The organism is Bartonella birtlesii IBS 325 (genome assembly GCF_000273375.1).
In the GTDB taxonomy this organism is placed as follows: Bacteria; Pseudomonadota; Alphaproteobacteria; order Rhizobiales; family Rhizobiaceae; genus Bartonella; species Bartonella birtlesii.
In genome coordinates, this window is the sequence record NZ_CM001557.1 from 1758320 (window position 1) to 1772215 (window position 13896).

9 protein-coding genes and 1 pseudogene are annotated in these 13896 nt (G+C 38.4%); 6 read left to right on the forward strand and 4 right to left on the reverse strand.

What is annotated here, in order from left to right:
• Positions 1–32: 32 nt before the first annotated feature.
• The 3 genes from QWU_RS08420 to petA are packed head-to-tail and all read right to left on the reverse strand — an operon-like array spanning position 33 to position 2714.
• Positions 33–911: a cytochrome c1 gene (locus QWU_RS08420; protein ID WP_006590176.1), complete on the reverse strand. Its 879-nt coding sequence runs from the start codon at positions 909–911 to the stop codon at positions 33–35.
• Positions 905–2161, reverse strand: coding sequence for a cytochrome b (locus QWU_RS08425; protein ID WP_006590175.1), 1257 nt, complete (start codon positions 2159–2161; stop codon positions 905–907). Before QWU_RS08425 ends, QWU_RS08420 begins: the two co-directional genes overlap by 7 nt.
• Before the next feature lie 4 nt (positions 2162–2165).
• Positions 2166–2714, reverse strand: coding sequence for a ubiquinol-cytochrome c reductase iron-sulfur subunit (gene petA / locus QWU_RS08430; RefSeq protein WP_026017347.1), 549 nt, complete (start codon positions 2712–2714; stop codon positions 2166–2168).
• 629 nt (positions 2715–3343) lie between these two features.
• Between petA and QWU_RS08440 the strand changes: the two genes are divergently transcribed.
• A complete protein-coding gene (locus QWU_RS08440; RefSeq protein ID WP_006590172.1) occupies positions 3344–3811 on the forward strand; it encodes a tRNA (cytidine(34)-2'-O)-methyltransferase in 468 nt (155 codons plus the stop codon).
• 306 nt (positions 3812–4117) lie between these two features.
• On the opposite strand, the gene QWU_RS08445 is transcribed toward QWU_RS08440, so the two are convergent.
• The gene (locus QWU_RS08445; protein ID WP_006590171.1) at positions 4118–5374 is read right to left on the reverse strand and encodes a CCA tRNA nucleotidyltransferase; all 1257 of its coding nucleotides are present in this window, start codon (positions 5372–5374) and stop codon (positions 4118–4120) included.
• A gap of 245 nt (positions 5375–5619) precedes the next feature.
• Between QWU_RS08445 and QWU_RS08450 the strand changes: the two genes are divergently transcribed.
• From QWU_RS08450 to QWU_RS08475, 5 genes and pseudogenes are all read left to right on the forward strand, one after another.
• A complete protein-coding gene (locus QWU_RS08450) occupies positions 5620–6651 on the forward strand; it encodes an AAA family ATPase (RefSeq protein WP_006590170.1) in 1032 nt (343 codons plus the stop codon).
• A gap of 2 nt (positions 6652–6653) precedes the next feature.
• Complete coding sequence (locus QWU_RS08455) at positions 6654–7565, forward strand: DUF58 domain-containing protein (RefSeq protein WP_006590169.1); 912 nt, start codon at positions 6654–6656, stop codon at positions 7563–7565.
• Positions 7562–10362, forward strand: a pseudogene (locus QWU_RS09510) (DUF4159 domain-containing protein). Before QWU_RS08455 ends, QWU_RS09510 begins: the two are co-directional and overlap by 4 nt.
• A complete protein-coding gene (locus QWU_RS08465) occupies positions 10359–12455 on the forward strand; it encodes a glutamine amidotransferase (protein WP_006590167.1) in 2097 nt (698 codons plus the stop codon). The pseudogene QWU_RS09510 and the gene QWU_RS08465 overlap by 4 nt, the downstream one beginning before the upstream one ends.
• A 246-nt stretch (positions 12456–12701) precedes the next feature.
• On the forward strand, positions 12702–13604 hold the full coding sequence (locus QWU_RS08475; RefSeq protein ID WP_006590166.1) for a metallophosphoesterase family protein: 903 nt from the start codon (positions 12702–12704) through the stop codon (positions 13602–13604).
• The last annotated feature ends 292 nt before the right edge of the window (positions 13605–13896 follow it).

Consider the following 13896-nt stretch of genomic DNA (forward strand, 5'->3'; position numbering starts at 1 on the left):
TTTTCAAGAAAAGTTCAAATAACTTTTTTCTTCTAATCTTTTACCTTCTCTTTCAATTTTTCTTCTAAATTATGCCAAATATGGGCTTTTAAAATATAAACAAACCCTCCAAAAATAATTAAAAATAAGATAACACGAAAACCAGTTTTTTTACGAATTTCCATATGAGGATCAGCAGCCCACATCAAAAAAGCAGAAACATCACGCGCATAACGTTCAACTGTCTCAGGAGTTCCATCGTCATAAGAAACAACACCATCACTCAAGGGAGGTGCCATAGTTAAAGAATTACCGGCAATAAAATAAGGATTATACCAAAAACCATCAGCGATTTTTGTGTTCTCTGGTGCTTTCTGATATCCCGTTAAAAGAGCTGTAATATAATCTGGACCAGCAGTATTATAATAAGTCAACACATCAGAAATAATCGCAGGAAACGGCAAAGATACAGCACGCGCACGCGCCATTAATGATAAATCTGGAGGATAAGCACCATTAAGAATAAATCTTGCTTCTTCTTCAGAAGCAAAGGGGGAAGGGAAATAATCTGTCGCAACCCCAGAACGTTTAAATAACTGGCCTTCTCTATTCGGACCATCAGAGACTTCATATTGCCCCGCCAAAGCCTTAATCTGTTCTTGATCATAGCCAAGAGCTTTTAAATCGCGAAAAGCTACATATTTTAACCCGTGGCAACTGGAGCAAACCTGTTTATAAACCTTTAATCCGCGCCGCAATTGTGCTTTATCATAAAGTCCAAATGGCCCAGAAAAGCTCCACTCTTGTTTTTTAGGAACATATAAAGGGAAAGAAACAAATACCTTCCCTTTATCAGCAACACTACTGGCCATACTATGAGAAGAAAAGCTTATTATAGCTATAACAATCAATCTGATAAAAGCATTTACCATAATTTATTTTTTTTCTGTTTTATATCTTCAGTAATTGAAGAGGGCAAAGGATAACTCTTTTCAAAAATAGGGAGAACAGGCAAAACAATCAGAAAAAATACAAAATAATAAACCGTAGCCAATTGCGTCCATAAAAGAACGCTATCACTAATTTCTCTTGAACCAAGATAGCCAAGAAAAACAACGTCAGCAATGAATCCCCAAAAGAAAATTTTATAAATAGGCCGATATCTTGCAGAACATATTTTAGAGCGATCTAACCATGGAACAAAAATCAAAATGAAGATAGAACCTGCGAGGAGAATAACCCCTAAAGAAGTTGATGACAAAGCACCAATATTAAAAGTTATGGCACGCAGCATGGCATAAAAAGGCAAAAAATACCATTCTGGGACCACACGAAGAGGTGCCTTTAAAGGATCAGCAACAGTATAATTTTCAGTCTGGCCCATGTAATCAGGCATATAAAACAAAAACCAAGCAAAAAAGATTAAAAAAATAGTAATGGCAAAAATATCTTTAATAAGCGCATAGGGTGCAAAAGGAACAATTTCCTCATCCGATTGTATTTTAAGGCCAGTTGGATTTCCTTGCCCTACTTGATGGATTGCGAAAATATGAACCCCCACAAAAAAAAGCAACACGAATGACAACAAATAATGAAAAACATAAAAACGATTCAATGTTGGTTGTCCAACACTATAACCACCAAGAAATGTTTCATGCAACCAGGTTCCTACCAAAGGAATGGCTTTCAAAAGGCCAGCAACCACTGAAGCAGCAGAAACAGACATCATTCCCCAAACCAGCACATAACCAAAAAATGCTATTGCCATCATGATAATATAAATGAAAATGCCCGTAACCCAAACGATTTCGCGCATATTCTTATAAGAACCATAATAAAGCCCGCGCGCTAAATGGATATAAACAGCAATAAAAAAGAATGACGATCCGACACAATGCCATGGACGAAAAAGCCAACCAAAATGCCCCTCACGTCTAAATCGTTCACCTGTTTCAAAAGCTAAATGAACATCTGGTACATAATGCAATGATAATACAATCCCGGTCAAAAGCTGCGATAAAAGCATAACAGTCAAAATACCGCCAAATGTATAAAAATAATTCAAATTACGCGGAACAGGAAAAACAACAAATGCATTATAAAGAAAACGGGGCAAGGGCAAACGCTTATCAAACCAGCGCGCAAGAGCACTTTTTGGAAAATAAGGAGGAAATTTTGCCATTACTTTATCCTATTTTCAACAAAGTATCAGAAAGGAACTTATAAGGTGGAATGGCGAGATTATAGTTAGCAGGTCCTGAGCGCACTCTTCCTGCCGTATCATAAACAGACCCATGACATGGACATAGCCACCCGCCAAATTTCCCTGATTGATCAAGTGTCACACAACCTAGATGCGTACAAAGATTAATGAGAATAAGCCAATTCTCACGCCCTTTCCCTGCTGAACGAGCAAAATCCGTTGCTTCTTTTTCACCTTCAACATTAGGATTGCGTGCCTGACGATCCTTAAGAACGCTCAATTTTGTAGCGCGCGCTTCAGCGATTTCTTTTGCAGTACGATTACGGATAACAACAGGCTGTCCTCGCCACTTAACCGTTATCGACATCCCCTCTTCAATACCAGAAAGATCTACCTCTACAGAAGAAGCTGCCAAAACAGCCCCATCTGGACGCAACTGGTGGATAAAAGGCCACGCAACAATCCCCATCCCAACAGTCCCTGTCACACCTGTCAGCAAAAACAGAAAATCCCGCCTCGTCTGCTCACTCATTATCTTAACTAAAGAGCCCATTCACTAAAATAATTTCTATCATACCATTTCTTATGACACAATCCTCGATCATTGAAATCTCCAAACTATAAAAACTTTCTTATCATCTGTATAATTTTCTCTTTTCCCTGCTTTTTTCAATATCCTTTCTTTTTTACTCTTTGCGTTTTCAGATTGAAATTTTTTATTCAAGCTCTCAAGTACAATTTCACAAGAGGAATATATCATCAAAGTTATTCCTCGCTCTTACTTTATCCTCCCCCTTACAAAACCACGTCATTCATTCAACTCAAACAATATTCTAATATTTTACCATCTAACCAATACACACAACATCAAAGTCTCTCAAGAAACGATTTACACAAACCCCTTCCACAATTAAGCTTTACAAATAAGGCTAAATTTTACATTCAATCTGCTTTATGATCAGCATTCGTCTCTAAACGCGAGAACTATGAATATTTTTACGGCTCATACTCTATGCATCTCACAATAAATTTGGATATATAATTGCTCTCTAAAATCCAAAACACATAATTGCAAAAACTGCATACTTCTTAATGATATCTTTTGAAAAAGCTCTCCATGCTTCTTTACAAACACAAAGAAAAAATCATACTATATAAAATATGACACTTCATATTGCACTTTTTCAACCTGATATTGCAGGTAATACTGGAACAATTTTACGTCTTAGTGCCTGTTTTGGTTTACATGTTCACATTATTGAACCAGCCGGCTTTAATCTGTCGGATCGCAGTCTTAAGCGAGCGGGATTGGATTATCTTGAATATGCCTCATTAGAAAAACATATTGATTGGCAACATTTTATCAACACTATGAGACATTCGAACCGTCGTCTTTTGCTTTTAAGTACAAAAGCAAAAATATGCTATACGCGAATATGCTATCAAAAAGATGATGTCTTACTTTTTGGTCGTGAATCGGCAGGAGTTCCCTATTACGTTCATGAAGCCGTTGACTACGCATTGAAAATTCCTATGCAAACACACGCGCGCTCTCTAAATCTTGCCATGAGTGTCGCCATAACAACAGGAGAAGCACTACGCCAAATTGGTTATTATGAAAATAAATAAAACTTTATAAATAAAATAAAAAATCCTCCTTAAAAGATTCAATATATTAATTAAAATGCCAATATTCTATACAAAGTTAACTGTTTTTAAACAAAGCGAAATCATCATATCTTTCTAAGATAAGACCTTTTTCAATTATATTTCTGGAATAAGCTATAGAAAAATTTTACAAATCATCAGAAAAAATGATGTAGAATTGAATAAACATTGAAACCAATAATACCTTACCGCACCATTTTTACTGCCAACAACTAAATAGTTATAAACAATTATACTAAAAAAGAAAAAGTATCTTAGCAAAAATCTTTATGATAAATTTACTTTTTCTAATAATGTATGACGATCCATAAGAAATCCACTTTCAATCCACAGCGCCTCTAGCTCTTTAAGCTTTTTGCCCAACAACACTCCTTTAGAAAAACCTTTTTTCATTAAATCCTTTCCATTAATAGGAAAAGTGGGAATCTGCCACTTTTGAGCAAGTTTATAAAGCCTGATATAATTTGCTGAGTTTTGTAAAGCCTCGCGTTCCTCCAAAACAGCACCATGTGTAATCGCCACAGACAAAGATAATTGATCTAAAACCGGCTGTCGTCCATGAAAATAAATCAGTTTCTGCACAAAACTATCTGAACAATTGTGGTTAATCATTTCCAACTCCGCCCACTCCTTTAACCGCGTTGTTTCTTTATGGGATAAACGCAAACGCCGCGCCATTTCATGCAGACGTATAGGATCAGGAGGAAGAAGACTTTCTAACCGTAACAACGGATCAGCTTTCCAACCAAGAGCCTGTTCTGTTTTTACCAAGGAGTGAATTGTATCAATACCCCACCTTTCTGTTTCAGGAAAAATGCGTGTCAAAATCCCACTTTGTCGCATCCACAAAAGAGCACGCGTCGGGTCTACAGCTGTGAGAAGTTTTTTCATCTCTACCCAAATACGCTCAGCAGAAAGTTTTTGCAGACCGTCTTTTAAACAAGCGCATGCTTTCAATCCTTGTACATCAGGTCGCCCCATACCATACCAGGCAAAAAAGCGAAAAAAACGCAAAATACGCAAATAATCTTCCCGAATACGATTTTCTGCAATACCAATAAAACGAACTGTACGGCTAGCAATATCCTTCAAACCTCCTACATCATCATAGAGGAATCCAGCAGCATCACAATAAAGTGCATTAATGGTAAAATCGCGCCGTTCTGCATCTTTTTGCCAATCACGACCAAATACCACTTTTGCATGACGACCATCTGTTTCAACATCAGAACGAAGCGTTGTTACCTCATAAGAACATGATGGAGAAACCACCATGACTGTACCAAATGCAACACCTGTAGGAATAGCTTTAAATCCTGCCTTTTCTACCCGCACTATAACCTGCTGTGGCAAACAGGTTGTCGCAATATCGATATCGCAAATAGGCTGACCTAACAACTGATTACGCACTGCTCCCCCCACAATACGCGCCTCTTCACCTTCCAAAGACAAAATGCGAAGCAGTGTTTGGATATCATCATGTTGCAACCACGCAACCTGTTTGAAATTTTGTTTTATGCTCAAGCTTTTAACCTTTCAAAAATCGTCTTCTTCGCCTTTAATAAACATTTTCATGAAAATAATATTCCCCATACATCCCTTACACCACAAATCTGTTTGTTCCAAATAGAGTAATCTGCACATATACGAATATAAAAAACAGCATATTACGCTTCTTTTCTTTTCATTTTCTGCTACAAATCATAAAATATTCATTATCATGCAGAGAAAATTATTGATTTTGCTACAAATGCCTTAAGGAAAAAATTATGAGTCAACATGATATGCCATCCAATTCTATAAAAAAGGCCAATACCAATAATGAAGCCCAAGGGATTATTGATGATATTGATAACACGCATAAAGAATTGGGTATTCTGCAAACAGAAATTGACAAAGTTATTTTTGGGCAAAATCATGCGATTGAATATGCCTTAATAACAATTTTTTCTGGTGGACATGCCCTTCTTGTCGGTGCTCCAGGACTGGCAAAAACGCGTCTTGTAGAAACTTTAGGAACAGTATTGGGACTGGATGAAAAGCGCATCCAATTTACCCCAGACCTCATGCCATCAGATATTATCGGTTCTGAAATTATGGATTCCGATAAAAGTGGGAACCGTTCTTTCCGCTATCTTCAAGGACCTATTTTTACTCAACTTCTCATGGCGGATGAAATTAATCGTGCCTCTCCACGCACGCAATCAGCCCTTTTACAAGCCATGCAAGAGTATCATGTCACCGTTGCTGGTATCCGTTATGACTTACCACAACCTTTTCATGTGCTTGCAACCCAAAATCCTTTTGAGCAGGAAGGAACCTACCCACTTCCTGAAGCACAATTGGATCGCTTTTTTATGCAAATTGATATTGATTATCCTGATCTCACAACAGAACGCCGTATCATTTTAGAAACAACCAAAGAAAAGCAACAAAATGCAAAACCGATTTTATCAGCACAAAAACTGCAAAAAATCCAAAATATCGTTCGGAAAATGCCAATCTCAGAAAATGTTGTAGAAGCCATTTTAAAAATCGTCCGTTCAGCGCGCCCTCACAAAGACAATACTCTTGCCAACACTTATGTTGCTTGGGGCCCTGGGCCACGGGCATCACAAGCACTTTCTCTTTGTGCCCGTGCCCGTGCACTTTATTATGGGCGCTTAGCGCCCTCACTTGACGATATCAAAGTGTTAGCCTACCCCGTATTACAACACCGTATGGCGCTCAATTTTTCTGCCCGTGCTGAAGAGATAACCATAAAAGATATTATCAATAATCTTGTGAAAGACGTTATTTAGAAATGGCCATTGGCAAAAAAGTTTTAAAAACCCCTCCTATATTGCTTGCGAGAAAATTGCATGAAGATACTGCAAAAATGCCGTATTTTCTTCTACAAGCACATCGGATCGCCAATACACTGATCACCGGATGGCATGGACAACGCAAACGTGGAAGCGGAGAAAATTTTTGGCAATTCCGCCCTTATGTTGCAGGGGAATCTGTTACGCGCATTGATTGGCGTCGCTCGGCACGTGATGAACATACTTACCTACGCGAACATGAATGGCAAATGACACAAACAATTTGGCTTTGGCCTGATCAAAGTGCATCTATGCATTATTGTTCGCGCTTTTCTAAAATCTCTAAAGGTGATTATGCTATTATTCTTACCCTTGCATTGGCATTACTTCTTGCACAAAGTGGCGAACATATTGCTATTCCCAACCTCATGCCTCCTACCATAGCATCCAATATCATAGAGCGCATGGCGCTCGCTTTGGCAAATCATCAAAATGAAAATCCATTGCCAAATTTTTCAACAATTACGCGTTTTTCACATGCTATCATAATAAGCGATTTTCTTGATCCTCCTGAAAAAATTATTCAACATTTAACAATTTTGTCGACAAAACAGGTTACTGTACATTTAATTGAAATTGCTGATCCAGCAGAAGAGAAATTTCCCTACAAAGGTTGTACAGAATTTTTTGATCCCGAAACAAAAGAAAAGTACATTTTTGGAAAGGCAGAAAATCTTCGTGAACACTATTGCAAGCTGTACCAAGCAAGGCGACAAGAATTAGCAAATTTTTGTTTACGCCAAGGATGGACCTATCATGTAAGTACAACAAATAAAGCATTAACAGAAACCATTTTGCACCTTGCAAACAAAATAGGAGAATCTCCTTCTCACGTCAGGAGGCCACTTTGAGTTTTGCTTCTCCCTTTTTGTTACTAGGACTTTTATCCCTGCCAATCATTTGGTGGTTGTTGCGAATAACACCTCCCTCCCCACGTAGAGAGCTGTTTTCCCCTTTGCGTTTCCTACCAAAAGCAACCAGCCAACAAAAAACAGCAAAGCATACACCTTGGTGGTTACTGTTATTACGCTTAACGATAGCGGCGCTCATCATTATCGCTTTAGCACGCCCCACTTGGAATCAACAGCCTATTATACTTTCCGGCTCTCAACCACTTACCCTCATTATTGATAATGGATGGGCATCTGCAAAAGAGTGGAAAAAGCGCATTTCAATTGCCGAAACCCTTCTTGCTCAAGCAGAAAAACACCAGAAAGACATTTATTTTCTTGCCACAGCCGAAAATGATGACTCCCAAGGTCCCCTTCCTGCAAAGATCATAAAACAGCATTTAAGAAATTTGCAACCCCGCCCTTGGCCTGTCAATCGTGTGCAGGCAATAAAAAGACTTATTGAAAAAACCAAAGGAAAACCTCTCGATATTGCTTACTTAAGCGATGGTTTACAAACAAAGGAAGATGATCAAGCTTTTAGACTTCTTGAACAATTGAAGCCAGAAACATTCCTATGGTACATAGCTGATATTTCCCCTCTAACCGGCATAACATCCATAGAAAATAACAATGGCAATATGGCAGCACGCGTTATCCGTTCAACAACACACGGTAACACTCCAACCACGCTGGAGCTTTACGATGCAAATAACCAACTCCTTGGTCAATTTACCACAAACTTCCAAGAAGGAGAGATAGCAGCGCTCGTTCCTTTTAATGTACCACTTGAACTGCGCAATGATATCGCTTGGATAAAAATAAGCAACCAAGCCCACGCTGCAGCGATCTTCTTAGTGGACAATCATAAGAGAGTAAACCGTGTTGCTCTTCTCTCACCAAATACCAATGAAATGGCACAGCCTTTACTCTCTCCGTTTTACTACATTATCAAAGCATTACAGGATCATACACAGCTTATAACAGCTGGTGGAAGAGAGTTATCAATGGATATTGATAACTTACTCAAACAAAATCCTTCTGTTTTTATTATGGGCGATATTGTGAACATATCAAAAAAAGCAGAAAAAAAACTTTCTGACTTTGTCAATAAAGGAGGAACGCTGATCCGTTTTGCGGGAGAAAATCTGAGTAGCACAGAACATTATGATAGCCTACTACCAGTAACCTTGCGTCCTGGTAAACGTTCGCTTGGCAGTATTATGTCTTGGACAAAACCGCAAAAACTTGCACCATTTGCAAAAAATAGCCTTTTCTCTGATCTTCCCTTTCCAGAAGATATTACCGTTTCACGCCAAATCCTAGCAGAACCAAATCCAGATCTTTTTGCAAAAACATGGCTTAGTCTCTCTGATGGAACCCCCCTTATTACAGCATCAGAACGCGGCAAAGGAACGCTTATTCTTATTCACATTGCCCCCGATCCCACCTGGTCTAATCTTCCTCTTTCCGTCTTTTTTGCACAAATGTTACAAAAATTGATCACAGTAAGTGCCTATGAAAACACAAATCCAACACAAATAAAAAAAGAAACAACTATACAAAATCCTTGGCGAACAATAACCGCCGATGGACAATTACAAACACCACCCCCTTATGTTACTCCACTGATTCTCGATACAAAACACGCAGCTTTTCCTTCCTATCGTACTCCTCCTGGACTTTACGGCGTAAAAAATAATTTTTATGCACTTAATTTGTTAAATTCTTCATCACACTTGATAAAACAATTACCATTGCGCTCTTTAAGAAAAAAGCCTTTATCTTACGACACAAAAGAAAAACATCTTATTGGTCCACTTTTAGGATTAGCCATGTTACTCTTTGCTTTTGACAATTTTTTAGCTTTATGGATAGGAGGAGCTCTTTTTCTTCCCCGTCGCAGCAATATGCTTCTTTTTTCCCCCTTATAATAGCTCTCATGAGCTTCTTTTCACAGACTCCAACCCTTCACGCACAAAACACAGAAAACCCTCATGAAAGTATAGTACAAGCAGCAGGGGCAACACATCTCGCTTACATTATAACAAATAATCATGAAATTGATACAACAAGTAAAAGTGGTCTAGAAGCCTTAAGCAAATTTATTGCAGAACGTACAATGCTCTCGCCAAGCTCTGTGATAGCACTTGATCTCGATAAAGATGAGCTTGCCTTCTATCCTCTCATTTATTGGCCCATTGGTGCGAATACTCCCGTACCATCGCAAAAGGGACTTGAAAAAATAAACAACTTTATGAAGCATGGAGGCACAATTTTATTTGACACACGTGACCAAATAAACACCAATCTTAATCTTGAAAGAAATGCTACCCCAGAAACGCAAAGACTACAAACCATCTTAAAAGGATTAAACATTCCTGCCATTGAACCAGCATCAATGGATCATGTGATTGCGCGTTCTTTTTATATTATGCCAGATTTTCCGGGACTTTATCGCGGTTCTCCTTTGTGGGTTGCAGCAGCATCAAGCAATAAAAACAATAAAAATTCTCTTGGGTCTGGTGACAATGTAAGTTCTCTCCTGATCACAGGAAATAACTTTGCCGGTGCTTGGGCACTAGATGAAAAAGGTATGTGGAAATACCCGCTTATTCCCAATGATCCCATGCAGCGTCTATGGGCATTTCGTGCAGGATTAAATATAGTTATCTATGTGCTTACAGGCAATTATAAAGCAGATCAAATACATGTTCCAGCACTTTTAGAACGTTTTAAAAGAGAGAGAAGGCAATGATAACATCCTTGACTTTTCAGCCTTTTTTACCTCTTTCTTGGTTTCTTTTCTTAGGAGGGATATCTATCCTTTTTGCCACAATCAGCCTTATTACACAGCATCAAGGATCTTTATTACGCCTTATGGCATTGCTCTCACTCATCCTTGCACTGCTTAACCCAATGTTCATAAAAGAGCAGCGCGAACCACTTAAAAGCACCATAGGCATTGTCATTGATCGCAGCCAAAGCCAAACATTTGGCACACGAACCAATGATAGTGATGAGGCAAGCGCAAAACTTACAAAGGCATTGGCACATTACCCACAATTTGAACCACGTTTTATTGATGCTGGGAAACTTGCTGATAATCAATATGCACCTTCAACAAATTTGTTTCATGCTTTAACACAGGCTACCTCTGATATCCCACCGTCACGCTATGCTGGCACAATTTTTATCACCGATGGACAAGTTCATGACATTCCTGACATTTCAGAGCTGCACCATACAGCGCCACTCAATGCGCTTATAACGGGAAAATCCGATGAATTTGACCGTCGAGTCAAATTTATTTCTCCTCCTCGCTTTGCTCTTGTCAATAAACCACAAATGCTCTCTATCTTGGTAGAAGATAAAGGACAGCGCCCAGAATCCATACCATCGCAAGCCAATATTACTGTAAGCATTAACGGGCAAGAAATTGGTCATTATTTTGTAACCCCTGGCATTATTTTTCAAACTGACATCACGCTTCCACATACTGAAAAAAATATTATCCAAGTTACCACGAATGCCTACAAAGAAGAATTAAGTTCTGAGAACAACCGCGCCATAGCTATTATTGAAGGTATTAGAGAGAATTTACGCGTCCTCCTTATTTCAGGTGCCCCTTATAATGGGGAACGAACATGGCGTGATCTTTTAAAAGGGGACTCCAATATTGATCTTATTCACTTTACGATTTTGCGTCCTCCAAACAAAGCAGATAATACGCCTTTAAGCCAATTATCTCTTGTAGTTTTTCCTACAAGAAAACTCTTTGTTGAAGAGATTGATAATTTTGATCTCATCATCCTTGATGGCTATCAACATTCTTCTGTTCTCCCATTAATCTATTATGACTATATCGCTCAATATGTACAAAAAGGCGGTGCATTGCTAATGGTAACAGGGCCTGAATTTACCCAACAAAACTCACTCGCCAAAACCCCTTTAATAAGTGTCCTACCTGCATTACCCAATGGTACTATTCTTGAAAAACCTTTTCGCCCAAAGTTAACCAAAGAAGGTGAACGCCATCCTGTCACAAAAGACCTTGCAACACTTAACCTTCCAGCCTCCCAGTGGGGACGTTGGCTACGACAAATTGCTATTCAAGATGCACACAAAGGTACAGTTCTCATGAAAGGTGCAGATGAACAACCACTTTTACTTCTTTCCCACGTGGGTAAGGGACGTGTGGGTATGTTACTTTCCGATGAAAGTTGGCTTTGGGCAAGAGGTTTCGAAGGTGGAGGACCTTACGCAGCCCTTTATCGCCGCATTGCCCATTGGCTTATGAAAGAACCAGAACTTGAAGAAGAAAAATTAACTGCCACCAGCGCCCATCATCATTTAACCATTCGTCGCCAAACACTCAAAGAACATCCAGAACCAGCCGAAATAACTTTTCCCTCAAAGAAAAAAGAAAATATCACTCTTACAAAAAAGCAAGAAGGTGTTTTTACAGCAACAATTAAGACTGATGAGACAGGAATTTTTACCATTAAAAACGGTGAGTTAACAACGCTCTCTTCTGTAGGGATACATAATAATCTCGAATTGTTTGACTTAATTTCAACGAAAGAAAAACTAGCCCCTATTATTAAACACACTGGCGGTCATATCGCACGTTTACACAATACAGAAAAAGGAGGTATTCATCTTCCTCCACTCAAGCTGATTCAATCACAAACAAACACAATATCCCCCCTCCCTCGTGCAATTGTTCTAAAAGATGCAACAGAAACCCGTTTAATCAATACTTCCTCTTTTCCAATCTTTTCTGGTTTCTTTGCACTCCTTGCTTGTCTTTTACTGTTGAACAGCATGTGGTACCGTGAAAGCCGTTAAAAAGCCCTAAAGTTTAAGGCACAATTTTAAAATAGGAGTACATTCTACCAAAATATACACCAATAAGATAAAGAACAATGTAGAATATCATGCCATCCCTTTATCATGCAAAAACCAATGAAGCATGAATTTCCCAAAAGCTTTCTCTTTTTGACCAATTTTTTTGCATTTTACAATTTTTTTTACCCTCAAAATACCTCCGCTTGTCCTATACGATTTTTGATTGCCTAAATCATTTTCAACGTTATGCTAACAACTATGTTTTACCTTGCCCATATATCGGATGTCCATCTTGCACCACTACCGCAACCTTCTCTCTTTGAACTTTGTGGCAAACGTCTTACCGGCTATCTTAATTGGCAAAAAAAACGTAAGAACCAAATGGCAACAAATGTCCTAGAAATTTTAATGAACAGCTTGAAAAAGATACATCCAGATCATTTGGTCATCTCTGGTGATCTTGTCAATCTTGCTCTTGATAAAGAATTTGAACAAGCACGTTATTGGTTACTTAACCAAGGAAGACCGCAAAATATTTCTTTAACATTTGGCAATCATGATGCCTACGTCCGTGGAGCTTTTCAAAAAGCCTGTAGTGTTTTCAAACCTTGGATAGAAGGTGATTTCCCTCAAAAACATGCCCTTCCCTTTCCTTATATGCGTATTCGCAATAATGTTGCTATTATAGGTGCTTCCTCAGCCATTGCGACACCACCTTTTCTTGCTTCCGGTTATTTTGGCAATAGACAAGCGCAATTTTTATCACAACTTTTAAATGAAGCAGCAACACGTAATCTTTTTCGTGTTGTTATAATCCATCACCCTCCCTTTCATCATGCAGCCTCTTGGCATAAAAAATTATGGGGTATTGAGCGTTTTCTAAATATTATTAAACATCACGGCTGTGAACTCGTTCTTCATGGACATACCCATCTCTCCACACTGATAACCATTCAAGGAACCACGGGGGAAATTCCTATTGTTGGTATTTCTTCTGCATCACAAGCTTTTGGTGATAAAAAACCACCTGCAAGCTTTAACTTATTTGCCATTGATGGAGACAGCTCTCAGTGGCATTGCCAACTGCAACGCCATAGCCTTATCAATCAAAAAAATGAGATAGCCTGTACTGAAATAATTGATCTTTAAACACTTTATCAACACAATCAAAAAGTTATCAAAATAACCTAAAATGACAATATATTTTGCTTTATAATTCTTTCAAAAACAATTTTTCTTCTACCTCACCTATGAGAGCAAAGATTCTTAACCATAAAGCTGATAACAGATTGATTTCTTTTCAAAAAGCTCTCCACACATATCATTTAAGTGATTTTACAAGCTTACTTGGCAAATTATATTCTGAGTATTTTTTTCACTTTACTCTTTCGTTCTCATTTATACAAAACAAAACGTAAAGCAAAAAGAGAAAACCATTGTA

Excerpts from the sequence above, each read along its gene's own strand:
- QWU_RS08465 (WP_006590167.1), top strand. The coding sequence starts at position 10,359 with ATGATAACATCCTTGACTTTTCAGCCTTTTTTACCTCTTTCTTGGTTT.
- QWU_RS08450 (WP_006590170.1), top strand. The coding sequence starts at position 5,620 with ATGAGTCAACATGATATGCCATCCAATTCTATAAAAAAGGCCAATACC.
- petA (WP_026017347.1), bottom strand. The coding sequence starts at position 2,714 with ATGAGTGAGCAGACGAGGCGGGATTTTCTGTTTTTGCTGACAGGTGTG.
- QWU_RS08420 (WP_006590176.1), bottom strand. The coding sequence starts at position 911 with ATGGTAAATGCTTTTATCAGATTGATTGTTATAGCTATAATAAGCTTT.
- QWU_RS08425 (WP_006590175.1), bottom strand. The coding sequence starts at position 2,161 with ATGGCAAAATTTCCTCCTTATTTTCCAAAAAGTGCTCTTGCGCGCTGG.
- QWU_RS08440 (WP_006590172.1), top strand. The coding sequence starts at position 3,344 with ATGACACTTCATATTGCACTTTTTCAACCTGATATTGCAGGTAATACT.
- QWU_RS08455 (WP_006590169.1), top strand. The coding sequence starts at position 6,654 with ATGGCCATTGGCAAAAAAGTTTTAAAAACCCCTCCTATATTGCTTGCG.
- QWU_RS08475 (WP_006590166.1), top strand. The coding sequence starts at position 12,702 with ATGCTAACAACTATGTTTTACCTTGCCCATATATCGGATGTCCATCTT.